General features: G+C 52.1%; 20 protein-coding genes. 2 read left to right on the top strand and 18 right to left on the bottom strand.

Going from position 1 to position 23,578, the window contains the following annotated elements; genetic code table 11:
* Window positions 1-34: 34 nt before the first annotated feature.
* The 18 genes from A7975_RS34990 to A7975_RS19470 all read right to left on the bottom strand — a co-directional run bounded on the left by A7975_RS34990 (window position 35) and on the right by A7975_RS19470 (window position 21,027).
* A complete protein-coding gene (locus A7975_RS34990; RefSeq protein WP_255314366.1) occupies window positions 35-1,069 on the bottom strand; it encodes a glycoside hydrolase family 76 protein in 1,035 nt (344 codons plus the stop codon).
* The gene (locus A7975_RS34985; protein WP_231637447.1) at window positions 1,066-2,109 is read right to left on the bottom strand and encodes a glycoside hydrolase family 76 protein; all 1,044 of its coding nucleotides are present in this window, start codon (window positions 2,107-2,109) and stop codon (window positions 1,066-1,068) included. Before A7975_RS34985 ends, A7975_RS34990 begins: the two co-directional genes overlap by 4 nt.
* Window positions 2,110-2,181: 72 nt before the next feature.
* A complete protein-coding gene (locus A7975_RS19545) occupies window positions 2,182-3,069 on the bottom strand; it encodes a carbohydrate ABC transporter permease (RefSeq protein ID WP_053374915.1) in 888 nt (295 codons plus the stop codon).
* A 10-nt stretch (window positions 3,070-3,079) separates the two neighbouring features.
* Complete coding sequence (locus tag A7975_RS19540; protein WP_065386189.1) at window positions 3,080-3,967, bottom strand: carbohydrate ABC transporter permease; 888 nt, start codon at window positions 3,965-3,967, stop codon at window positions 3,080-3,082.
* A 65-nt stretch (window positions 3,968-4,032) separates the two neighbouring features.
* A complete protein-coding gene (locus A7975_RS19535) occupies window positions 4,033-5,346 on the bottom strand; it encodes an ABC transporter substrate-binding protein (RefSeq protein ID WP_065386188.1) in 1,314 nt (437 codons plus the stop codon).
* A gap of 206 nt (window positions 5,347-5,552) precedes the next feature.
* A complete protein-coding gene (locus A7975_RS19530; protein WP_065386187.1) occupies window positions 5,553-6,707 on the bottom strand; it encodes a GntR family transcriptional regulator in 1,155 nt (384 codons plus the stop codon).
* A 597-nt stretch (window positions 6,708-7,304) separates the two neighbouring features.
* Window positions 7,305-8,489 carry a peptidoglycan-binding domain-containing protein gene (locus A7975_RS19525; RefSeq protein WP_141680358.1) on the bottom strand — a complete coding sequence of 395 codons (1,185 nt, stop codon included), beginning with the start codon at window positions 8,487-8,489 and terminating at the stop codon, window positions 7,305-7,307.
* Between the two features lie 148 nt (window positions 8,490-8,637).
* Window positions 8,638-9,381, bottom strand: coding sequence for an IclR family transcriptional regulator (locus A7975_RS19520; RefSeq protein WP_255314364.1), 744 nt, complete (start codon window positions 9,379-9,381; stop codon window positions 8,638-8,640).
* A 50-nt stretch (window positions 9,382-9,431) separates the two neighbouring features.
* Entirely contained in the window at window positions 9,432-10,070 is a 639-nt protein-coding gene (locus A7975_RS19515; protein ID WP_053374910.1) for an ABC transporter permease, read from the bottom strand.
* 6 nt (window positions 10,071-10,076) lie between these two features.
* Window positions 10,077-11,036 (bottom strand): ABC transporter ATP-binding protein, encoded by a 960-nt coding sequence (locus A7975_RS19510; RefSeq protein WP_053374909.1) that lies wholly within the window; start codon window positions 11,034-11,036, stop codon window positions 10,077-10,079.
* A gap of 68 nt (window positions 11,037-11,104) precedes the next feature.
* Window positions 11,105-12,010: an ABC transporter substrate-binding protein gene (locus A7975_RS19505; RefSeq protein ID WP_053374908.1), complete on the bottom strand. Its 906-nt coding sequence runs from the start codon at window positions 12,008-12,010 to the stop codon at window positions 11,105-11,107.
* An 18-nt stretch (window positions 12,011-12,028) separates the two neighbouring features.
* On the bottom strand, window positions 12,029-12,673 hold the full coding sequence (locus A7975_RS19500) for an ABC transporter permease (protein WP_053374907.1): 645 nt from the start codon (window positions 12,671-12,673) through the stop codon (window positions 12,029-12,031).
* Between the two features lie 93 nt (window positions 12,674-12,766).
* A complete protein-coding gene (locus A7975_RS19495) occupies window positions 12,767-14,020 on the bottom strand; it encodes a Zn-dependent hydrolase (protein ID WP_065386186.1) in 1,254 nt (417 codons plus the stop codon).
* Window positions 14,013-15,287 (bottom strand): M20 family metallo-hydrolase, encoded by a 1,275-nt coding sequence (locus tag A7975_RS19490; protein WP_065386185.1) that lies wholly within the window; start codon window positions 15,285-15,287, stop codon window positions 14,013-14,015. The genes A7975_RS19495 and A7975_RS19490 overlap by 8 nt, the downstream gene beginning before the upstream one ends.
* Window positions 15,288-15,315: 28 nt before the next feature.
* Window positions 15,316-16,680, bottom strand: coding sequence for a dihydroorotase (locus tag A7975_RS19485; protein ID WP_065386184.1), 1,365 nt, complete (start codon window positions 16,678-16,680; stop codon window positions 15,316-15,318).
* Window positions 16,673-18,232: an HAL/PAL/TAL family ammonia-lyase gene (locus A7975_RS19480; RefSeq protein WP_082198306.1), complete on the bottom strand. Its 1,560-nt coding sequence runs from the start codon at window positions 18,230-18,232 to the stop codon at window positions 16,673-16,675. Before A7975_RS19480 ends, A7975_RS19485 begins: the two co-directional genes overlap by 8 nt.
* Window positions 18,233-18,274: 42 nt before the next feature.
* Window positions 18,275-19,372 (bottom strand): thiohydantoin desulfurase, encoded by a 1,098-nt coding sequence (locus A7975_RS19475; RefSeq protein WP_255314363.1) that lies wholly within the window; start codon window positions 19,370-19,372, stop codon window positions 18,275-18,277.
* Window positions 19,360-21,027 (bottom strand): thiourocanate hydratase, encoded by a 1,668-nt coding sequence (locus A7975_RS19470; protein ID WP_065386182.1) that lies wholly within the window; start codon window positions 21,025-21,027, stop codon window positions 19,360-19,362. The genes A7975_RS19475 and A7975_RS19470 overlap by 13 nt, the downstream gene beginning before the upstream one ends.
* Window positions 21,028-21,355: 328 nt before the next feature.
* On the opposite strand from A7975_RS19470, the gene A7975_RS19460 reads away from it, so the two are divergent.
* Both A7975_RS19460 and A7975_RS19455 read left to right on the top strand, forming a co-directional pair.
* The gene (locus tag A7975_RS19460) at window positions 21,356-22,042 is read left to right on the top strand and encodes a response regulator transcription factor (RefSeq protein WP_053374899.1); all 687 of its coding nucleotides are present in this window, start codon (window positions 21,356-21,358) and stop codon (window positions 22,040-22,042) included.
* A complete protein-coding gene (locus tag A7975_RS19455; protein ID WP_065386180.1) occupies window positions 22,039-23,568 on the top strand; it encodes a sensor histidine kinase in 1,530 nt (509 codons plus the stop codon). The genes A7975_RS19460 and A7975_RS19455 overlap by 4 nt, the downstream gene beginning before the upstream one ends.
* The last annotated feature ends 10 nt before the right edge of the window (window positions 23,569-23,578 follow it).

Raw genomic sequence — 23,578 nt, 5'->3', positions numbered from 1 at the left:
GCTGCGCTGTAAATCCAGCTTAACGGGGACTCTTTTATTCCAAACGCTGAAGCGCCTCGGCCGCTTCGAGCAGCATCACGCCGCTAAGCTGGACGCTTAGCTGTACCGGCACCACGGGAAGGCCCTCCCACGAAGGGCCGCATAAGCCGCTTGCCTTATCCAGTCCCTGCTCCAACAAAATCGCCCTATTGGCAAGGACAACTTCCCGCACCTCGTTCATCTCCGGAGCAGCACGCAGCAGCTCGACCAAATACCTTACCAAAATGCCTTTGAACAGCCCCGTATCGTCGATGCCCTCATCAGGCAATACGAGGTTTCCCGGGCTGCATAATCTCACGATGCACGCGTGCGCCGTACGCTTCGCCTCATCCAGAAACGACCGATCTCCCGTGCTGCGATACAGCTCTACGCCAGCGCCGATATAAACGCCTTGGCAATACGTAAACGCCCAATCATAATCGATCTGCATATCGCCCAAGCGGTTGATGCCATCCCATACAAAGCCGGTTTCAGGATCAACCAGATTTTCTTTGTTCCACTTATATATTTTCAAAGCCCATTCCAAATCCGACTTGTCCCCAAAGCATTGAAACAGCCTTGCGGCGAGTATAGCAGCAGGCGCGTTGGCCGGCGTATTTTTATAATCCAATTGTCCTTTGTTCCAGGCCATGCCGCCGCCCATATGGTCGCTCCAAGCCGTCTTAATATCCGCCCACAGCTCCAAGGCGCTTTGTTTATACGCTTCATTGCCAGTGGCTTGATAGGCTCTCAGCAAAGCTAATCCGAGCCATTCCATATCATCGTAATAATGGTGCAGAAACGTCCCGCCGTTGCTCCTAAGCAATCCCTCGTAAATCGCTTCAATTCGGTCCTTATAAAGGCGGTCTCCCGTCCGGTTCAACCCGTCCACAAACACGTCGATCACATGCGCCTGCCACCAGTAGTAATAGTTTTCGTCAGCCCTGTTCGCTTCGCGCGGATACCATTGATTCATAATCGAGGTCGTTTCATTCCAATAATTGCCCATCAAAGCATCCTGTGCAAAATCAGCCCTATTCATTATGCTCATCCGCGGCGCTCCGCCATTCGCTCCAGCAGCATGACTCCGCTAAGCTGCACGCTAAGCGTAACGAGCCCGCCAGGCATTTCTGTCCAATTTTGATTAAACAATGCCTTATCATCCGCTTTGCCGCTCAGCCAAAGCTGCTCAGCGTTCGCCTGCAGCAGCTGCCAAGCGCCGGCTCCGCCCGTTTCCTTCGCCAGCTCCGCTGCATACCGAACGAGAATGCCCTTGAACAAGCCGCCATCTCCCGTCTCCTCATCAGGCAAGATGCCCGTGACTGAATCAGCCAGCTCCGAAACCGCTGCCTCGAAGGAACGTGCCGCATCATCCAAATACGCTTGCTCGCCGCTTATGCGGAACAACTCTACCGCAGCGCCAATAAATACGCCTTGGCAATACGTAAACTTCCATTCTTTATCGATGGCGCCGTCCCCGTTGCGGTTCATCCCATCCCATACGAAGCCGGTTGCCGGATCTACGAGATGATCCTTCTGCCAATGATATATTTTGAGCGCCCATTCCAAATCGCTCTCGTCCTTGAACGCTTGATATAAGCGTGCCGCCAAAATCGCAGCCGGCGCATTAGCAGGCGTGTTCTTGTAATCGAGCTGCGTTTTCTGCCATGCGATGCCGCCTCCCATATGCTCGTTCCAGCCGGTTTTAATATCTTCCCATAGCTCCAAAGCAGCTTGCTTGTACGTCTCTTCTCCGGTTGCCGCATAAGCACGCAGCCAGGCCAGCGCCATCCATTCCATATCATCATATAATTGGTTAGGCAAAGAGCCGCCGTTTCTCTCCAATATCCCTTCATAGAAAATGCGCAGCCTTTCCGTATAACGCGAATCCCCTGTTCGAACCAAGCCGTCTACCAGCACGTCAACCGCATGCGCCATCCACCAGTAATGAAAAATCGTATTGCATTTGCCATCCGGGCACGGCGTCTCAATATTGTACATCCGTATCGCATCATTCCAAAAATAGTGCTCCAGCGCTGCCTGAGCCTCGTCAGCACGCTTCTCCCATACTCCTACCGCTAATTGGTTCATCTGCCTTCTCCCCTTATGTCATTATTCGTTCCAATCTCCACACGCTGCATATGGCTGATCGAGCCGTCACGGCTATCCTTTAATTCCGCTAAACGCTATTCCTTGCACAAAGTAGCGCTGCAGCAGCAGAAACAAAATCAGTATCGGCAATATAGCGACCAAGGCGCCTGCCATCATCGGACCAAAATCCGTTTGAAAGTTGTAGGAAAAGGCTTGCAGCCCCATTTGAACCGTCGCTTTTGCCGGATCATTAAGCACGATCATCGGCCACAGAAAGCTGTTCCAGCCTGCCTGAAACGTAAATATCCCAAGCGTAGCGAGTGCCGGCTTCGTCAGCGGCAAATAGATTCGCCAAAAAATCATAAATTCTCCGCAGCCTTCGATGCGCGCCATCTCCAGCATATCGGTAGGCAGCGTTAAGAAAAACTGCCGCATAAAGAAGACCGCAAACGTTCCCGAAGCACCTGGCAAAATAATGCCCCAAAACGAATTCATAAGACCATGCCCGCCTGCCCCAAGCAAGTCATTTCCGCCAAAGAAAGGAAGATGCTGCAGCACATAAACGCTTGGAATCATCGTAACGATTCCCGGTATCATCATCGCCGCGAGCAATACCCGAAATAGCGGCTGGCTTAGTTTGAATTTGAGCTTGGCAAACGCATAACCCGCCAATGATCCTAAAAAGAGATTAAATAATACCCCTGAAGCCGCAAGCACAAAGGAGTTCCAGAAATATAAGCCGAATGGCACCGTCGTAAACGCCTTCCTGTAATGCTCAAACGTAATATCCGTAGGCAGCCATTTGATCGGCATCGCAAAAATTTGATCATCCGGTTTAAAGGAAGTGAGCACGCTCCAATAAAAGGGCAAAAACATGACGATGGCGATCAAGGCGCACGCGACATAATAGAACGTTTTCTTCAATCCCTTGGTTAAGGGGGTATTTCCGACCGTTTCCATATGCATCCCCCTATATCACAGACTCTTCTGCTTTAGTAATTCTCATATTAATGACGGAGAAAATGAGAATGGCTACTGCCAGAACAAATGCCTGCGCTGACGCATAGCCCATTTGCAGCTGATTAAAGCCTTGCTGGTAGATCAGATATACCGGTGTTTTGGTCACATTGGCCGGCCCGCCTTGGGTAAGCACGAACGCTTGATCAAATAACTGAAGCGCCCCGATAATGGATAACGTGCTGACAAGGAAGGTTGTTGGCCTGAGCTGCGGCCATGTAATGAACCGGAAGCAATCAAGCTTGGTCGCCCCGTCAAGCCGTGCTGATTCGTACAAATAATCAGGAACGCCCTGCAAGCCGGCAAGATAAATAATCATGTTGGAGCCGACAGACTGCCAGAGCGTCACCATAATGATCGAGAGCATCGCCGTCTCGGTCTGGGCTACCCATGCCGGTCCGGTAATGCCGACATACGACAGCAAACCGTTTACGAGTCCAAACTCGGGATGAAGCAGCCAGATCCATACGGTAGCTGCTGCTACGGATGAAGTGAGCGTAGGCAAGTAATTCAACGTCCGAAACAGCTTAATGCCGCGCCAAGCCCGGTTCATCAAAATGCCTAGCCCGAGCGAAATAATAATATTGAATGGAACAAATACGACCGCATAAAGGAATACGTTTTTGAACGTAACCCAAAGCAGCTCATCATCCAGCAAGCGCCGGTAATTTTCGAAGCCAACCCAATCCTTGCGGCTTAGCACATCATAGTTGGTGAAGCTCAAATAAAGCGCCATAAATACAGGGATCACGGTAAAAACGAGAAACAGCAGCATGGTCGGCGCAATGAAAGCATATGCCGTTCTTGCCTGATGACGATCCAGCTTTCTAACGGAAGCCATAGGAACTCCCCCCTCCATGGAGAAAGGGAGGATTTCCTCCCTTTCTTTTTTAAAGTGCTAAAGCATTATTTCACTTCGCTATTGTCCTTCAGCAGCTTATCGCCCTGCTCCTGCGATTTCTTAAGCGTATCCTCGATACTTTGCTTGTTTTGCTGGAATAGCTGAAGGTTCGGTATTAGCGCATCGCCCTCCAACACCGAGTAACCAGGATGGTTTGGACGCACCTTCGCGAATTCCAGCGTATCCATAAACGGCTTCCAGAGCGGATCATCCTTGAAAAACGGATCTTCGAGCGCCGGCTTGTAGCCCGGAATGTTCAAGCTCGTTTTTGCCCATAGCAGCGCGTTGTCTTTGTTTGCAAGCCACCATTTAATGAATGTCCACGACTCCTCTTTATGCTTCGCGCCCTCTGGAATAACAAGGCCGAATCCGCCCATGACGCTTCCTTTGTCGCCGCCCGGTCCAGCTGGCGGCGGCACAATGCCAAATTCCAAATCTTTACCGTATTTTTTATAAGTGCTTAGCATCCATGGACCAGTAAACTGCATCGCCAGCTTGCCGGTTACGAACGCATCCTGTCCCTCGCCTAACCCTTGCTCAAAGCCGACTTTATACACTTTGTCTTGATTGAGCAGACGGTCCCAGTATTGCAAAACTTGCTTGCCCTGCTCGTTGTTAAAATTGGTTTTGCCGTCTTCGGTAAGCATATGTCCGCCTGCTTGCTGCAAATACATGTTGAACAATCCGACATCGCCAAGCGAGAAGCCTGCAACCTCCAGCTTATTGCCATTCCACTTCGTTAGCTTGGCTGCGGCATCCGCAAGCTCATCCCATGTTTTTGGCGGCTGCAAGCCCGCTTCGTCAAGAAGCTTCTTATTATAGAAGAGCGCGCGCGCATCCACCGTCAGCGGCAGTCCGTACAGCTTATCGTTCAGGGAAAGCTCCTTTAGCGATTCCTCATAATAGTCATCGCGCGAAATGCCGTCACGCTCTAAATATTCATCAATCGGATGGAGCACGTTTTTCGGCGCATACAGCGACGTTCTCCAACGATCCCAGAACAGAATGTCCGGTGAGCCGCCCGAGGTTGCAGCCGTCAGAAACTTTGTGATCATATCCTGCTGCAGCACGTATTTGACGCGTATTTTATCCTGCGATTTGTTGAAGGCATCCACCATTGTCTCAAATTGCGCTTGCCCTTCGCCGCCCCAATCGCCCCAGAAGGTCAACTCTACCGCTTTATTGTTTTTCGAGCTTCCTTCTCCCGCTTTCGTGTTTCCGCCTGTATCTTTCTGGTCCGTATTGCCCGAGCATCCAGCCATAAGCGACGTTGCGAGCACCATTGCCGTTAACCCCATCAACCATTGCTTCGATTTCATTGCCAAGCCTCCCTTTTGTTTGGTTTATTCGATAAATAGTAAACGCTTTCATGTGATTAGTATATTAGTATGAAATATGTATGTCAATCTAAATATAATTCGACATTATACAAGCTAATATATCATTTAAACTGGGCTGCACACAAAAAAAGAACGTTCGACATCACTAATCGAGTGATGTTGAACGCTCTATAGGCGCGGCTCCATTATTTGCTTGCTTTATCTGTCGACTCTCCAATGATTAGATCCGCTTCAAGCATGATTTTGTTCGGTACGGCTTGGCCTTGCATAATTTGCAGCACATGGCCGATGGCTAGGCGACCCATTTCCTCTTCGTTTTGGCGAATATGGGTAAAGGCATAACCGCCGCCAAGTCTGGTGGACGGGCTATCGAAACAAATAATCGAAATATCTTGAGGAATACGAAGGCCCAGCCGCTCCACAGCCGATTTGGCTAGCAGCGCAATGTTATATTCAATAGCGAACAATGCGGTAATGAACGGATGCTCCTTCAAATGCTCCATTAGCTTTTCAATATCCCGTTCGATGTTTTCATCGCTGAATGAATTCGGCAGGGTTGAGGTCAAATCGCTTACCCACAGCTCCCGATCCACCGCAATCCCGTGCTCGGCATGCGCTTGAATAAACCCTTCGATCCGATCCTCGACAGCGGTCGTATCCATTGGCGGCGGTGATAGGAACGAAATATGGCGATGGCCTAGCTCAAATAAATAGGAAGTTGCTTTTCTGGCGGCAGCGGCATTATCGGAGCTGATCGAAGCGGCGGAAACTCCCTTTAAGTGCCTATCTATTAATACGAGAGGGAATCTGCGAATAACCAGCTTCAAAATTTCCTCGTTAAAATACTCCCCCTGCGCCGGGAAAATGATTAATCCGTCTACCCCCAAATCTAGCAGCTTCTGAATGGAAAGCTCCTCATTGGCCGGTATGCCAAAAGATCTGCGGAGCACAAGGAAGCAATCATGCTCTCTTGAAGCTTCTTCCATGCCATAGATCAAACCCGTCCCATAGCTGTTGCCAAAATCGGTTATGACGAGTCCAATCGTCGTCATTTCCGTTGCCAAAGAAGACGCAGCAGCCTGAGAGGGAGCAGCAGCGGACCCGAAATCGGTAGCTGGATCAGCAACAAATGATCCTCTCCCCGGCTTTCGTACGATCAAACGCTCATTCGTAAGCAGCTCCAGCGCTTTTTTGCTCGTTATTCTGCTTACTTTATAGGCTTCCGCCAATTCCTTCTCCGAAGGGATCCGTTCTCCCATGCCATATACCTTCGTTAAAATTTGATTTTTTACCGATTCAAATATTTTTTCGTACATCGGTTTAGACGAAGTTTCATTCATATTGAACCCCTCTCCCATTTGACCATATCAACATGTCTCTAATAATATATCATGATATGTCATTCATTTCTCTTTTGCAAATGGATTTTCAAACGGAGCCCTATAAAAAGAAGCCAATCAGCAGCGGCAAATTGACCTCCAAACGGCACGACCGGACTAGTGTCATCGGATTGCCGCGCACATCAAGCTGCGATGTAAGGGTCAGCGCATGAGGCACTTTTAAAGGTATCTTTAGAATAAAGTGTGTTTTTTAATCACTTTGATTCCTCATACGTTTGTCTCCACAAGCAGCTGATGCGGTATGCATGGATGCTACGCTGCAATTTATACAACGTAATTCAAAATTTGCCGCCTGCTCCTTTGCTACAATGTATTTTTTACAGCAGAATCGCTGAATTCCGCCTCATCTTCCACTTTGGAGGCTATTTCTAACGCATTTCTGCATCATTGCTTCTTAGTAGTGGTTTCATTTGAAGCTTACGTTGCACTTTTTGCAACGTAAATCCAATGGGCAGCACACTAAACGGAAAATGGCAAAACAAAAAGGACCTCATTCTCAGAGGTCCTCTTCGTCTACCTATTCAAAACGTTATTCGCTTATTGCTGACTGCTATTTGGAGCTTGATTCTCGGACTGGTTGCCGCCTTTGCTTTGGTTACCTGACTGTCCGCCGCCAGGAGCTTGGTTGTTGCCTCCGCCTAGGCCGCCATTGCCGCCATGGTTGTGGTTGCCGCCTTGGCCGCCGCCAATGTTGCCGCCCTTGCTTTTGTTCTCGCCTTGGCCGCCGCCAATTCCGCCGCCTTTGCCTTGGTTCTCGCCTGCGCCGCCGCCGAATCCGCCGCCTTTGCCACGGTTTTCGCCTGCTCCGCCGCCAATTCCGCCGCCTTTGCCTCGGTTTTCGCCTGCGCCGCCGCCAATTCCGCCGCCTTTGCCTTGGTTCTCGCCTGCGCCGCCGCCAATTCCGCCGCTTTTGCCACGGTTCTCGCCTTGGCCGCCGCCGAATCCGCCGCCTTTGCCTTGGTTCTCGCCTGCTCCGCCGCCAAATCCGCCGCCTTTGCCACGGTTTTCACCTGCTCCGCCGCCAAATCCGCCGCCTTTGCCTTGGCCTGCGCCGCCACCAGCTCCGCCGCCTGCTCCGCCACCTGCTCCGCCGCCTGCTCCGCCACCTGCTCCGCCGCCTGCGCCGCCACCAGCTCCGCCACCAGTTCCGCCGCCTGCTCCGCCACCTGCTCCGCCGCCTGCACCGCCGCCTGCTCCGCCACCAGCACCGCCGCCTGCGCCGCCACCAGCTCCGCCGCCTGCTCCGCCACCAGTTCCGCCGCCTGCACCGCCACCAGCTCCGCCGCCTGCGCCGTTACCAGCTCCAGCTCCATTGCCTTTACCGTTGCCAATTGATTTTGCTTTCATATTCGACTTCGCTTTGCTCCGAGCTTTCATCGAAGACTTCGACACTGAATACGAGTATGAAATGGAGTTTAATGTTTTAGCATCCACAGAGCCGGTTGCCTTTAGCCCGTGCTTTTTCTGATAGTATTTTACGCCGCGAACGGTAGATGGACCATAATAGCCATCGATTGGACCAGAGTAGCTGCCCAGTGACTTCAACATGCCTTGGATCACGTACACATCCGGCCCCTTCGCGTTTTTGCCAATCGCATGTCCGGTATGAGGCATGCTGAGCATTAATGTTACGGCTAGCAACACTGCGCCTATGTATCTTGCAGCAAGCCTCATTAACGAACTGCTTTTCTCACCTGATGTCATTTCATCGCCTTGTTGCATACTTAATACACCATCCTTTTCAATTCGTTAGTAAAGCACCACCTTACTATCCCCATCTTTTTATTTTCATACCACAATTATTTCACGACAAAAAAACGGATCGCTATATGCGCTCCGCTGCTCTTTAACCATCTTATTTGGAAAATACTTATGCCAAACCGCCTAGCTTGCACGAAATTTGTGATGCAGCCGCTTTCACGTATTGAATCACAATTGGAATCTCTTTCTCATTAAGTCTGTGAATCGGACCCGCTGCCGATAAGCTCGCGACGATTCGCTGCTGCGGATCAAAAATCGGAGCCGCGATTGCAAAAGCATCGGTATCCACCTCGCCCAATGTGAAGCTATAGCCAGCTTTCCTTATGCCTTGCAGCTCCTGCAATAACGAAGGCTTGCTGGCATCTTCCGCAAAAAGCTTGCACATCTCTTCAATAACCTTGTCATTTTCATAAGCGAGCAGCGTCTTTCCTGAGGCGCCAGAGTTAAGCGGCAGTACTCTGCCATTTTCAATGGAGAGCCTGATCAGCCGTTTGCTCGTTACATTTTCGATGCAAATGGCTTTAGAGCCGGAGCGGACGAACAAAACGGTCGTTTCGTTCGTTAGAGCGGTAAGCTCCTCCATTACCGGCCTAGCAATCGTTAGAAGCTCCTTCTCAATTTGCTGAGACAAGCTTCTGGCTAAATCAAAGATGCGCAGCCCTAAACCAATTTGTCCCCTGCCCTTGCGCTCCACAAAACCATTTTTTATAAGGGTTTGAATAAAACGATATGCCGTGCTGTCCGGGATGCCTACCTTCTCCGCAATCTCGCTGACCGTAAGCGTAGCTCCCGACTCCGCAAGCACGAACAAAATATCGATAGCACGCCCTAATGTTTGAGTACCATTCATCATTACACCTCGAAATATAAGCAATAATTATTACATGTATGTGGAATAGTATATCATACCCGCTGTTCGCCGCGTGCTCTATGCAGCGTGGTTTTTTCGAGTCTCAGAAGAATCGTATTCGTCGATAAGGCCAGAAGTGAAACGAGCAGCGTGCCCCAGACCATTTTAGGAACGGAATTTTGGTACAAGCCCTCGAATAAAATGCCTCCTAATCCGCCCGCATTGATCCAAGCTGCAATCGTCGCTATGCCAATAACGGAAACCGAAGCGATCCTCACCCCGCCAATGATGACCGGAAGCGCAAGCGGGAGCTCGATTCGGACGAACATCCTCCAAGCGCCAAAGCCCATTCCTTTTGCTGCCTCAAGGATAGACGGCTCAATGGATTGAAACCCTGATATGACGTTGCGCACCAAAATCAGCTGGCTGTATACAACTAACGCAATAATGGCTGGCTTGCTCCCAAGCCCAACGAGCGGAATAAGCAAAGCGAACATGCCGAGGCTCGGGATCGCATAAATGATGCCTAACACGGACAATATAGGAACCGAAATCCGGCGATGTCTTGCGAGCCAGTAACCAAGCGGAAGCGCGATTAGCAGCGCTATAAACAGCGACACGAAAGTAAGATAAATATGCTCAAGCAAGGAGGCCAATAGATCGTCATAATGGCGGCTAAAATAGTCGATCATCTACGTTCACCTGCCGTTCTGCAGCTTTAGCTGCTCAAGCGTGATCCTGCCAACAAGCTCATGCTCTTCGTTTTCCACAGCCACATACGGTATGTTTTGCTGCAACAACATTTGAAGCACCGTTTTTAGGCTCTCCCCCTTTTGGACGCGGGGAATGTTGTCGCCTGCTGTACTTTCCGCAAGTTCGATCATCCGCTCCTCCGCACGCATAAGATGCAGCTGCTGGAACAAGTTGTCGGATTGAATCAAGCGTGACACAAAATCATTGCTCGGATTTGACATGATCGCAAGCGGAGCATCATATTGCTGGATCGTGCCTTCATTCATGACAATCATGCGATCTCCGAGCTTCATCGCCTCATCCACGTCATGCGTCACAAATAAAACCGTTTTGCCAAGCTCGCGTTGAATTTGCTTGAAATCATCCTGCAGCTTCGTCCGCGTAATCGCATCGATCGCGCCAAACGGCTCATCCATTAGCAGGATTGCGGGGTCTCCCGCCATCGCTCTCGCTATGCCGACACGCTGCTGCTGACCGCCGGACAGCTGGCGTGGATACAGCTTTTTATAGTTTTCCGGCAGATGGACAAGCTCCATCAAGTAGTTGATTCGCTCAGCCGTTTTCTGGCGATCCCATCCTAATATATCAGGGACGGTTGCGATATTCTGTTCGATCGTCAGATGGGGAAACAGCCCCACCTGCTGAATGACATAACCGATGCTTTGGCGCAGCTCCGTAACCGGCAAGCTCCTGATATCTTTGCCGAACACCGAGATGATGCCTGCTGTTGGCTCAATGATCCGGTTGACCATTTTGAGCAATGTCGTTTTTCCGCAGCCAGACGCGCCTAATATCGTGACAAAAGAGCCTTGCGGAATAACGAGGCTCGTCTCATTCACAGAAGGCTTCGCCGCCTTCGGGAATGTTTTGGATACCTGATTGAATACGATTGCCTCTTTGCTCATTGTTTATCAACTCCTGTAGGAAGGGGGCTTCCCCGATATGGAGAAACCCCGCTGCATCAAAATATGATTTATTTCTTGATCAAGCCCTGCTCTTCCAAAAATGCTTTTGCCACATCAGCATACTCTTTTTTGTCGATATCCACTTGAGCATTTAGCTTCTGTACCGTCACGTTATCCAGCTTAGCCGATACTTTGTTCAGCACCTTCGCCACTTCCGGGTCTTTCTCGTTAAGCTCTCCGCGAATGACAGGAGCCACGAAGTACGGAGGCCAGAACTTTTTGTCATCTTCAAGCAGTACGAGATCCGGGTTCGTCAAGTCGCCGTCTGTAGTAAAGCCAACCGTTACATCCGCTTCGCCATCAAGCGTTACGCGGTATTTGATGCCGTAATCAAACAGCTTGATGCTTTTGAAATCCATTTTGCCGTAGAAAGCATTCAGACCCTTCAAGCCATCCTCGCGCTCTTCGAATTCCGGTACAGCAGCAAGGTTAAGCTCAGGTGCAAGCTTCACAAGATCCGAAATTTTGTACAGATTGTATTTTTCAGCAATTTTTTTCGTCGTTACAAGACCTTGCGAATCATTTGCGTTCGTTGGCTCAAGCCAGATAAGGTTAAATTTTTCTTTGTAGCCTTTAGCTACTTCGTCATATACCGTCTTAGCGTCGGAGTTTGGCGGCAATTCCAATACGTTGATGAGGCCCGTTCCCGTGTATTCCGGATAAAAGTCGATATCGCCTTTTTTGAGCGCTTCGTGAGCGACCAGCGTACCGCCAAGGTTCAGCTTGCGATCCACTTTATAACCTTCATTTTCAAGCGCCAATGCGTACATTTCACCTAAAATCAATGATTCCGTAAAGTTTTTGGAGCCTACTTTAACTTCTGTCTTGCCTGAGCCGCCGTTCGACGAGCATGCGCTAATGACCAGTACCGCACTAATGATCAACCCTGTCAAAGCTACTAATCTCTTTTTCATTTGAATAATCCCCCTTCATTATAAACGCTCATATTTGGTTGCCGCTCTTTCAATTCCTGCAAAGCCGATTTCCGATATAATCGCTAGCAGCGCCACCGGCAGCGCTCCGACAAGCAGCAACGAGAAGTTGTACATGCCAAGGCCGTTAATGATGAACGTTCCAAGCCCGCCGCCCCCGATAAAAGCGGCCAATGTCGCACTGGCGATTACCTCCACGGCTGCTGTTTTGACGCCCGACAGCAGCAAGGGAACCGCAAGCGGCAGCTCGATTTTGCGTAATATCATTCGCTCTCCCATTCCAAGTCCTGACGCAGCCTCGATGATAGCCGGTTCAATCCCTCTAAACCCCATGTAGGTGTTGATCAGAATCGGCGGGCAAGCGAGCAGCGTTAACGCAATAAGCGCAGGTGCAAAACCCGTCCCCATTATCGGCAAAATAATGATAAGTACAGCCAGACTGGGAATAACCCGCAAGGAGTTGAACAGACCCATAATTGGCCCAGTCAGCCACTCTTTCTTCGCGCACAATATGCCTAGCGGCACGCATATGACGATCGCGATAAGGAGCGCGTAGAGGCTAATGGTCAAATGAACCTTGACTGCTTCCAGAAACCTATCGCTATTGGTTATCACATATTCGTAGGCACCGCGGAAAGCATCCATCTGTCTTCGCTCCTCCTTTCCGATTGAATTATCATTTATCAATAATGCATTACCATTATTATTAAACTATATATCCCATTATGTCAATCGGAATTATGAATCCAAATCATTTGCCAGCAGGATGAGCGTGTTCACAAGCACATTCGCACCTGCCTCGCAATCCTCCGGGCTGCTCCATTCCAGCGGATGATGACTGATCCCATCTCGGGAACGAACCAAAATCAGGCCGATATCCGTCAGCTGATTCATGGCAACCGCATCATGGCCCGCGCCGCAAACCATATAGGTGTCCGGCAAACCAACACCCGCGCAGCTGCTCGCGATCGCATCTACGATTCGTTTCGAAGACTGCACAGGCTGCGCACCGTCAATCGTACGGATGGAAATGGATAATCCCCTTGCAGCGGCTGAGCTTGCGAGCGCAGCCTTAACTGCAAGCTCCATTTGCGCTAGCGACTCCGCTGCTTCATGCCGCAGGTCAATCGTAAAGATCACTTCGCCAGGAATGACGTTAATCGCCCCCGGAGCGAGCTTCAGCGTACCCGCCGTCGCGACTCCGCCCTGCTCGGCAGCAATTTGCTCAATCGCAAGCAGCGCTTCGGCTGCAGCGGTGAGCGGGTCCTGCCGCAGCTTCATCGGCGTCGTTCCCGCATGATCAGCCCGTCCGCGCATGCTCGCCTCAAGCCAGCTATGACCATAAATAGCCGTTGCTATACCTGCAGCTTCCCCTAACTCCTCCAGCACGCGTCCTTGCTCGATGTGCAGCTCCACATAAGCTTTGACTGCTTCCCGGCTGCGGCTGGCAAGCGATATGAGCTGCGGATTCAAATCCGCGAATGCCATCGCTTCCCCAAGCTTGGTGCCAGCGGAATCGGTCAGCTCGAGCAAGTTCCCATCCCATGTGCCTGCCATCGCTCGGCTGCCCAAATAACCGGCGCCAAAGCGCACGCCCTCTTCGTCCGTAAAGCAAATAACCTCAAGCGGCCTATCATGTTTAAGCCCTTGCTCGTTGATGGTTCGAAGCGCCTCAATGCCGCCAAGCACACCCAGCGCGCCATCGAAGATGCCGGCATGAATGACCGTGTCAATGTGAGAGCCTGTCACGATGGCTCCAGCGCCTTGGCGCTCGCCCTCCAGTCGACCGATAAGATTGCCTGCTTCATCCTGCCTAACGGCTAATCCCGCTTCCTCCATCAATCGAATAATAAATTGTCTTGCTATTAATTCCTCGTTGCTGAGCGAGAGGCGCGTTACGCCGCCGTGCGGGTCGGCTCCGATCTTGCCTAGCTCCTGAATCGATTCCCACAGCCGCCCGCCGCTGATTCGTAAGCTTCCTGTCTTATTCATCCTGCCACCCGCTTAAATCCTTAGCGTCAAATAACAGCAACGCGGCTGCCAAAGCCTGCGTTCCAGCTGCTACGTCCTCATAATCCGTCCATTCCTCCGGGCAATGGCTTCTGCCGCCCTTGCTGGGCACAAAGATCATCCCGATTGGCGCAATCGTTGCAAGCTGATTGGCATCATGCCCCGCGCCGCTTGCCAGAGTAATTGCCGGAGCAACCGAAGAGCATGCTTGGAGCACGGTTTGCAGCACCTGCTCCCCGGCCATAACCGAATCGGACTTCGACAATGGCTCAAGCGACAAGCGGAGTCCACGCTTGGAAGCTATTGCAGACGCCTCCGCTGCAAAAGCCGCATACACCGCTTCCGAAGTCATTCGGTCAAGCGAGCGAATTTCCAGGTCAAACCGAACAAGACCCGGCACTACATTCGAAGCGTTGGGCTCATTCGTAACTTTACCGATCGTCCCTACCGCTTCCGCCGCGTAATTCATGCAGTGGCGTTCAAACGCTAATCCTATTTCGCAAAAGCCCGCCAGCGCATCGTTACGCAGCGTCATCGGCGTAGTGCCCGCATGGTTCGGCGCGCCTGCCAGCGTGACGCGGTATCGATGAATGCCTACAATGCCAAGCACGGCGCCAAGCCCGTGCCCTGACTGCTCAAGCACCGGGCCTTGCTCGATATGAAGCTCAAGATAAAGCGCCACGTCACCAGGCTTTTTTACTTGCGCTGCGAGCTGCGCAGCGTCCCCGCCCTGCCGGTTAATCGCATCGCCAAGCTTCAGACCGTTATCGTCGCTTAGCTCCAGCATCGCTTCTGTCAGATTGCCGACCATTCCCCGGCTGCCCACCGTCGAGATGCCGAACTCGCTCGGCTCTTCCGCCGTGAAGTCGACGATTTGAAGCGAGTGGCGAAGTGGCTTGCCCGCTTCTTTAAGCAAACGCGCAATTTCGATGCCGGCAAGCACGCCGATAATTCCGTCAAAGCGGCCGCCGCCCGTCACCGTATCGGTATGGGAGCCAATCATAATCGGAGGCAGCGCGAGGTCGCTTCCGGGCAAGCTTCCGATCAAGTTAGAAGCCGCGTCAATTGATACCTCAAGTCCCGCAGCCCGCATTAGCTCGGAAAGCCAGCGCCTTCCGTCATCATAAAACGAAGTGAACGGACGACGCGTCCAGCCCGGCTTTGACGGATCGCTATACGACGATAGCTGCTCGATATCAGCCTGCATCCGAGCGGCGCTCGGTACCAGTTGGTCTATTCTGCTTTCCATCCCATACCTCTCCTTCTTCAGCTATGGCTTAAACGCTGTGCTCTGCCCTTACAAATTTTCCATGGCCAGCTTTGCCTACAATGGCTCCGGCTTCATAAACGAGCTTACCCCTAACGATCGTATGCGACACTTTTCCTTGCATAGACATGCCGTTATAGGCGCTCCAGCCTGCGCTGGAATGGAGCTCACGCTCATCCATTATCCAAGAAACGGATGGATCGATAATGGCGATGTCAGCGTCATACCCCTCCGACAGCCTGCCCTTGCGATGGCCAAGCCCGAAGACTTCTGCCGGCCTTTGGCATAACATTCTTACCAAATCCGTCAGTGCCAGCTTGCCCTTGGCTACTCCCTCGCTATAAATAATAGGAAGCAAATGCTCGACACCGGGTGCGCCTGAAGCATTCTTGAAAATATCAGCATCCGATTTGCGGTCGGTAAGCCATGGCGCGTGATCGGATGTAATCATATCGATTGCCCCTTTTCTCGCTAGTTCCCATAAGCCGTCCTTATCCTGCTCGGTGCGCAGCGGCGGATTGATTTTCCCCTTTGCCTTAAGCCGCGGCATATCATCCTCGCTAAGCGTCAAATAATGCGTACAGGTTTCAGCCGTAATCTTAGCCCCAAGCGAACGGAAATAGTCAGCCAGCTGAAAAATACGCGGATAAGTGCAATGATATAAATGCAATTTAACGCCGGTTTCATAAGCCAGCTCCATCGCCGTCAAGGCGGCCACCGATTCGCTTACCTTCGGCCTGCTCCAGCCATGCGCGCGAGGATTGTTTCCCTCTGACTTATATTTGTCGATGTACCTGTGAACAATCTCATCGTTTTCCGCATGAACGCCAACCGGACAGCCTGTTTCAGCAATGACTGCGAACGAGTCGAGCAGTTGGCCGTCGTCAATGCGCGGAAACCGAAAGGAGTCGGTATTAAACATCGATACCTTGAACCCGCAGGCTCCCGCCTGCGCCAGCTCGCGTATATGCTCATAGCCGTCTTGCTTATGAATCGTAACGAGCATCGCCATATCCACGATGGATTGCTGCTCAAGCAGCACTCTCTTTTGCTCAAATGCCTCAAGCGTGCAGATCATCCCCGTCGCATCGTAAGGCATTTCGATAATCGTCGTTACGCCGCCCGCAGCCGCAGACTTGCTCGCTGTATGGAATCCCTCATCTACCGAGCTGTAGCAATGGACGTGAGCATCAACTGCGCCTGGCAGCACGAAGCTGCCTTCTGCTCGTATCACTTTTGCGGCTGGCAGACCGTTCTCTCCTATCCGGCCTATCGTTTCGATTCGGCCGTCCTTGATTCCGATTGCCGAGTCATATAAAACACCCTCTGGAAGCACGATGTTGCCAAAAACGACTAGATCATAGGACTTACTCATCCAGCACCCCTCCTTCGATTCGAATCCCTCTGCGAATAAGCTCATATACGGCTCCAATGTCGGGAGTAAGCGGTCGATCCACCGCCAGCACCGGAACAACGCTGCGGATTTGCTCATAAACAGCAGCCGAGCCTTGGCCTAGCCCAGCCTGCGAACCGCGCAGGTCGATCGCTTGCGCAGCATGCAGCGCCTCCATTCCGATAATATAGGACAAGCGGTCAATAATGTCCGCTGTCTTGCGTATAACGAGCGGCGTATTGTTCGCATGATCCTCGATCTCGCCCGCAAGCGAGAAATAATCAGCGGACACCGGATTGGACAGCAAGCGGATTTCAGCGTCTAGCGAGGTATAGGTTTTTTGCAGCGTACCAAATGCAATCGTCCCCGGATTCGGAGCCAGAAACCGTCCGAGGCCGGTAAAGGAGGACGTTCCGAGCTTAAGGGAGCGGTAACATGATATTTTCGACACATGGCTTAGTGCAATCGCGACCATTTCAAAGGCTACCGTCCATGAGGTAACGTCGAAGTTAGAGGAAGGAACCACTCTTCTCTCGTCAATAAGGACGCATGGGTTATCATCGGAGCCGTTCAATTGAAGGATCAGCTGCTTCGACGCATACGCAAGCGCATCACGAGCCGCGCCATGCACATGGCAAGCGCTGCGAAAGCTAAGCGGATCTTGAATTTTATCGCTTTGCTCCATCTGCACAAGCCTGCCGCCGCGCAAAGCATCTCTGACATTAGCCGCGCTCTCCGCCGCTCCCTCGAATGGTCTTACAGCGAATAACGCCTCGTCCATTGGGCTTGCGCAGCCTTGCAAGGCTTCGAGCGATAAAGCAAACACAGCATCAGCCGTGTCCAGCAGCCTTAGAGCCGCAGCTGCCGTCAACGCCCCGATGCCCGAGGACAACGCATTGGAGCTTACGATCGCAAGCGCATCCTTAGGCCCTAGCTTCACCGGTTCCATTCCTGCGGCTTGCAACGCTGTCTTAGCAGCCACGTTCTGCCCCTCGCAAATGACATTTCCTTCGCCAATCATGGTTAGGCCGATGTGCGACAGCACCGAAATATCTCCGGCGCCAATCGAACCTCGCAGCGGCATGATCGGGTGGATGCCGGCATTCAGCAAATCCCGGTACATCATGACGATCGCCGGCTGAACGCCTGTGCAGCCCTTAAGCAGCGAATTCAGGCGGGCAACAAGCACCGCCCTTACCTCCTGATCGGAGGCTGCAGGCTCAACCGCCGCGGAATGCGAATAGATTAAATTCCGGTTGAAGGCTTCATACATGTCCGCCGTTATTTCAATGTCTTTATTCAGCCCTACCCCGCGGTTAAGCCCGTAGATGGGAATGCCTTCGGCCGCAAGCTCATGAATCAATCGATGCGCTTGCCCTACCCGCTTCAAAGCATCCTCCGACAGCTCCACTCGCCAGCCTTCGATTGCGATTAGCTCAACCTCCCGAATGGAGAGCGAATGCCCATCGAGCATAACGACTCGAACAGGCGGCGGCTGCCTGCCGAGGTCTGTATCTACTATTTTGTCACTCATCAATGGCACCCTCTTAGTTGAAATCAATTAGGAATGAACGAATTAAACAATGCCTTTCAATCCGTACTCGGCAAGCGGTATGCCAAGCGCCTTCTCAACTTCCGGATACACTGTCGGGTCCTTCACGCTGGAGCTAAGCGGCACATGCTGCTTGTCGATGGCAAGCAGCGAAAGCTCCATGCCTTCCTTCACGCCGCCTACGCTGATCGGCAGGCCGGTAGCCGCTTCAAATGTCGTAATGACATCGGGATAAGTCGTCAGGCGATTGCCTTCCGCATCATCCACCGCCATATACTCGTTCATCACATGAAGCGTCAGCTGTCCGCCCCCGCCGTCCTCCATCGTAATCGTGCCGATATCGAAAGCGCCCGAATAATGAACGTCCTTCTTCAATACGATGCCTCTGCCGATCATCCGGCCGTTTGTTTTCTTGCATACCGTTTCCATAATCGCCTCAGCTCCAGTTGCCTCCGCCTCGATCATCGCGTAACCAAGCTCCAGCGCTATAGAGATGCCGCCAATGGCTGCATGCTCCTTCACGTAAGAGGCCGGGATCGGATGGCGCGCCGACGCAATAAAGCCGCCTGACATATCAGCCGCCGTCCGCAAAATGTTGGACGTTTTGGCAGGTGTGCCCTTCACAACCAGCTCAAGGTACGAGCCTGTATCCCGTCTGCCGCCGACAACAACCTGGATCGTTTCATAATCCGTGCGGGATGCAAGCCCCATCGAGCCCATCTTGCCCGTAGGATGCGCGCGGATATCGCCGGTCGCATCAACGACGACGAGACCAAGCGCCGCTGCTGGAAGCCAGCCGTTAATCGTGCTCGACATGCCGTTTTGCGGAGTCATCACGCCTACGACCTTGCCGTCATAATTATCCATCAGCAGCTTAACCGCTTTGATGTAATCAATGCCCCACATTTCCCAGTCATTTCCCGCAGGCGCGCCAATCGCTGTCGCCGTCACAATAATCGCGTCATCCGGCAGCTCATCTACTGAAACCAGCTTCGGCTTGGCAATGCCAACCGCCGCGCCGCCAATCTCCAAACCATGGTCAACCCAGCCGCCGCCGCCTGCTGCGAATACGGCTCCCCCTCTTACTGCCGCCCGTACATCCTCTATCGTTAGTTCACGCAAGATGAATTCCCCTCTCGATTCGTATCGATTCTACGTATTCCCTTTTTGCTTACTTCATCCAATGCTTCCTCATAACCAGCGTCAGCATAGCGCAACACGCCAAGCCCGGTATCATTGTCCAGCGTCGTTTTCAGCCTGAGCTCGGCATCCGATGTGCCGTCGGCAACAAGCGTTACGCCCGCGCTTGTCATATATCCGCTGTATCCGCCGCCGCCTGAGTGTATCGCTACAAGATCGGCCATTGATGAGCAATTAATCATCGCATTCAGCAGCGGCCAATCGGATATCGCATCGCTGCCATCCTTCATATTCTCGGTCATGATGTTCGGGTGCGCCATCGCTCCGGCATCCAGATGATCGCGCGAGAAAGCAATCGGCCCGCCAAGCTCGCCCGCCTGCACCATCGCGTTAACCGCAAGTGCCAGCTTCGTACGGTCGCCGTGGCCGAACCAGCCGATACGAGCAGGCAGTCCTTCGACCGGGACGTATTCATTCGCGAGGCGAATCCAGTTCACGACGACCTCGTTATCGCTGAAATGCTCCAAAATATACTGATCAATCTTGCGGATGTCTTCGGCATCGCCGCTCAGCGCCACCCAGCGGAACGGCCCGATCGCGCGCGCGAACAGCGGTCTAAGGAAGGCTTCCGTAAATACCGCGATATCGAATGCATCCTTCACCCCATACTGCACCGCTTGCGAGCGAATATTGTTGCCATTGTCAAAAACAACCGCACCCTTGCGCTGGAACTCCAGCATCGCTTCCACCTCGGCGGCAATCGACGCGCCTGCATCCGCCTGAAGCTGATCCGGCGCAGTCTTGCGAAGCTCAGCCGCTTTCTCCAAGCTATAGCCAGCTGGGATATAGCCGTACATGAGATCATGCGCCGAGGTTTGGTCCGTTACGACATCCGGCTGGATGCCTCTGCGGATCAATTCCGGATAAATGTCGGCAGCGTTTCCAAGAAGCCCTACGGACAAGCTCTCCTTTGTTTTGCAGGCCTCATCGATCCATTCCAGCGCTTCATCCAAACTTTCGGTCTTCCTCTGCAAATAGCCGACTTCGATCCGTTTATCGATTCTAGCTTCGGACACTTCCACGCACAAAATGACCGCGCCTGCCATCGTGCCTGCAAGCGGCTGCGCACCGCCCATTCCGCCAAGTCCGGCAGTCAGAATGAATTTGCCTGCCAGAGAGCCGCCGTAATGCATTCGAGCGATCGACTGAAATATTTCATACGTGCCTTGAATAACGCCTTGAGAGCCGATGTACTGCCATGCGGCAGCCGTTAATCCGCCCCAAACGATCAAGCCTTGCTCCTGATATTTATAAAAATTTTCGCTTGTCGCCCACTTGCCCACCATATTGCAATTGGCCATGACGACGATCGGTGCATATTTATGCGTGCGCATAATGCCAATCGGCTTCCCGGATTGAATGACGAGCGTTTCTTCTTCCTCGAGCGTTTTGAGCGTGCTTACAATGGCATGATAGGAATCCCAATTGCGCGCCGCTTTCGCAAGCGCAGCATATACCGTTAGCTCCTGTTGATTCTCGCCATTTTCAAGCACATTTTCGAGCATGCGCAGCAGCGCTTCCTGCCTCCATCCCTTGCAGCGAAGCTCGCCGCCTCTAGCAGCCAAAATTCGATCCATATTCGCCACTCCTTATTATCAATATTCAATAATTAGTTTCTATTAATCAATAAATTATCAAATGAATACCTGATAGTCAATACAATTTCGTTAACAATATGTAAGTTTAAGTAACGCACTAGGAATAAACCGCTTTATTAGTGTACACGCCCCCATCCTTTTATTCAAAATCGTTTCGAGCCGCATGTTATGGACATGCTTCTTCTTATATAGTTCGCTTTCGTATAACCGCGCTGAAAGTTTGCTGAATGCTGCTGCAAATAGGTGCATCTTCTGCTCAAAAGGCTGATAATAGAATGGTAATAAATCGTGAAAGGGGCTCTTATGCATGACATCCTTCAAGGGGATTAAAATATTGCTTGTTGATGACGAACCTAATATCGTGCAGTTTTTGGAGCTTGGACTTATTAATGAAGGCTTTGACATTCGTGTCGCGTACGACGGGGAAGCTGCCCTGGCGGAAGCAGCTGCTTTTATGCCTCATGTCGTCATCCTAGACGTCATGATGCCTGGGCTGAACGGGTTTGAGGTTTGCCAAGCGCTTCGGGCGACCGGCGACAATATCGCGATCATTATGCTGACGGCCAAGGATGAGGTCGAGGACCGCGTCAAAGGCTTAACGCTTGGCGCAGACGATTATTTGGTTAAGCCTTTCAGCTTCAGCGAGCTGCTCGCGCGCATTGGGGCAAGGCTCCGCAACCAATTTCCCAATCTGCTTGGCGAGGTCGTCTATGGGCCGTTTCGGCTCGATGACCGCCGCAAGGAGCTCGTTTACTTGGAGGAGCCGCTTGAGCTGTCGCCTACCGAATACGAGCTGCTCCGGTTCATCATTTTGAACAATGGCGTCGTGCTTAGCAAATCGCTTATTTTGGACAAGGTATGGGGCTACCGATTCGGCGGGGAAGAAAATATCGTCGAGGTGTATATCCGCTCGCTCCGCGATAAATTAAACGATAAGGAGCATCGGCTTATCCGAACGCTTCGGGGCGCAGGCTATCGGATGGACTTGCCATGAACAGGCTGAGATCAAGCGCGTTCGCTCGGCTCTTCGCCCCCCGGTCGCTCCGCTACCAGCTTTTAAATCGCTCCTTGCTTATTTTAGCTGCCTTGCTGCTGCTCATCGGCGTACTCCAATATGTCATAATGAAGGATTTTGTTTTTAAAAATAAAGCCGAAGCGTTGAACGCTCAAATCATGTCGATGCCGATGGATTGGTTTAGGAATGCCTCCTCTTCTAATGTAGGAACCGGCAGCAATCGTCCACAGCCTGATAATCCAAGCGATAATGGCCTAGGGGACAAGCCCGAAAGAAATCACCGGGACTCGCCAATGTTTTACCAGCCGGGCTTATCCATCGTATTGATCGGTCAAGACGGGACGATCACAGATGTGTCGAAGGATACGACGGTTAGCGCGCCGCTCCTATCCGAGGAACAATACAAGAAAATTTCGAAGCAGCTTCAAGCGCGTAAGCAAGTGGATTACCAAATCGTCAACAACGCGCAGGGAACGGAGCAGCTTGTCGTCTTTCGCCTTGCCGGACCGCCCGGCAAAGCTGAGGGCATCATTCAAGCAAGCACGGAAACGGACTCGCTGAAGCAGCTCCTCCTGACACAGCTCGCCATATTCGCGGGATTGTCAGCTCTAGCACTCGCTGCCGGGCTCGCTCTCTATTTGCCGCTGCTTCGCCGCACGCTTAAACCATTGTCCCGCGTAGTGCTCGCCGCTCAGCAAACCGATGCGGGCAGCTTAACAAGGCGCATTCCGGCCAGCCATGGGCAGGAGGAGATTGACCGATTGTCGGAAGCGTTCAACGGCATGCTGGCGCGATTGGATATCTCCTTTGAGACCGAGCGGAAAACAACGGAAAAAATGCGCCGTTTCATCGCCGACGCCTCCCATGAGCTTCGGACGCCGCTTACGTCCATTCACGGGTTTCTTGAGGTGCTGCTGCGCGGGGCTGCGGCAAATCCCGAGCAGCTTAACCGCGCGCTAATCAGCATGCAGCTCGAATCAAGGCGCATTAACAAGCTCGTCGAGGACCTGCTCGCGCTGGCGAAGCTCGATCAAGACCCGCAGCTGCAGCTTGCCGATACGCGGCTGGATGAGCTGCTCCTTGAAATGGAGCCTCAACTGCAATTGATAGCCGGCAGCCGCAAAGTAGAGCTCGCCCTCGCGCCTCCTGTGAGCGGCCGCTTCCATGCGGATAAGCTCAAGCAGGTGCTGCTTAATTTATTTCTCAATGCTGTTCAGCATACCGATTCGGAATCGGGTGTAATCCGCATCACGCTTGCGCAGCATATCAAGCAAGCCGAATTAACCGTTGCCGATAACGGGTCGGGCATTCAAGCAGAGCATCTTCCGCATTTGTTCGAGCGGTTTTATCGCAGCGAATCGTCCAGAACGCGCAAAAACGGCGGCGCCGGGCTTGGCCTTGCTATCACAAAATCAATCGTAGATGCCCATAAGGGAACGATCGAGGTAAATAGCCAGCCAAACGAAGGCACAACCTTCCGAATCGTGCTTCCGACCGACTTATAGCATGCAAAAT

The organism is Bacillus sp. FJAT-26390, from assembly GCF_001682865.1.
Classification (GTDB): Bacteria; Bacillota; Bacilli; order Paenibacillales; family Paenibacillaceae; genus Pristimantibacillus.
This window is presented reverse-complemented; position numbering and strand designations above follow the sequence as displayed.

Coding starts and splice junctions, on each gene's coding strand:
- A7975_RS19500 (WP_053374907.1), bottom strand. CDS start 12,673: ATGGATGCTTTCCGCGGTGCCTACGAATATGTGATAACCAATAGCGAT.
- A7975_RS19515 (WP_053374910.1), bottom strand. CDS start 10,070: ATGATCGACTATTTTAGCCGCCATTATGACGATCTATTGGCCTCCTTG.
- A7975_RS34985 (WP_231637447.1), bottom strand. CDS start 2,109: ATGAACCAATTAGCGGTAGGAGTATGGGAGAAGCGTGCTGACGAGGCT.
- A7975_RS19535 (WP_065386188.1), bottom strand. CDS start 5,346: ATGAAATCGAAGCAATGGTTGATGGGGTTAACGGCAATGGTGCTCGCA.
- A7975_RS19525 (WP_141680358.1), bottom strand. CDS start 8,489: ATGCAACAAGGCGATGAAATGACATCAGGTGAGAAAAGCAGTTCGTTA.
- A7975_RS19455 (WP_065386180.1), top strand. CDS start 22,039: ATGAACAGGCTGAGATCAAGCGCGTTCGCTCGGCTCTTCGCCCCCCGG.
- A7975_RS19510 (WP_053374909.1), bottom strand. CDS start 11,036: ATGAGCAAAGAGGCAATCGTATTCAATCAGGTATCCAAAACATTCCCG.
- A7975_RS19490 (WP_065386185.1), bottom strand. CDS start 15,287: ATGGAAAGCAGAATAGACCAACTGGTACCGAGCGCCGCTCGGATGCAG.
- A7975_RS19460 (WP_053374899.1), top strand. CDS start 21,356: ATGACATCCTTCAAGGGGATTAAAATATTGCTTGTTGATGACGAACCT.
- A7975_RS19480 (WP_082198306.1), bottom strand. CDS start 18,232: ATGAGTGACAAAATAGTAGATACAGACCTCGGCAGGCAGCCGCCGCCT.
- A7975_RS19520 (WP_255314364.1), bottom strand. CDS start 9,381: ATGATGAATGGTACTCAAACATTAGGGCGTGCTATCGATATTTTGTTC.
- A7975_RS34990 (WP_255314366.1), bottom strand. CDS start 1,069: ATGAGCATAATGAATAGGGCTGATTTTGCACAGGATGCTTTGATGGGC.
- A7975_RS19495 (WP_065386186.1), bottom strand. CDS start 14,020: ATGAATAAGACAGGAAGCTTACGAATCAGCGGCGGGCGGCTGTGGGAA.
- A7975_RS19505 (WP_053374908.1), bottom strand. CDS start 12,010: ATGAAAAAGAGATTAGTAGCTTTGACAGGGTTGATCATTAGTGCGGTA.
- A7975_RS19545 (WP_053374915.1), bottom strand. CDS start 3,069: ATGGAAACGGTCGGAAATACCCCCTTAACCAAGGGATTGAAGAAAACG.
- A7975_RS19530 (WP_065386187.1), bottom strand. CDS start 6,707: ATGAATGAAACTTCGTCTAAACCGATGTACGAAAAAATATTTGAATCG.
- A7975_RS19470 (WP_065386182.1), bottom strand. CDS start 21,027: ATGGATCGAATTTTGGCTGCTAGAGGCGGCGAGCTTCGCTGCAAGGGA.
- A7975_RS19485 (WP_065386184.1), bottom strand. CDS start 16,680: ATGAGTAAGTCCTATGATCTAGTCGTTTTTGGCAACATCGTGCTTCCA.
- A7975_RS19540 (WP_065386189.1), bottom strand. CDS start 3,967: ATGGCTTCCGTTAGAAAGCTGGATCGTCATCAGGCAAGAACGGCATAT.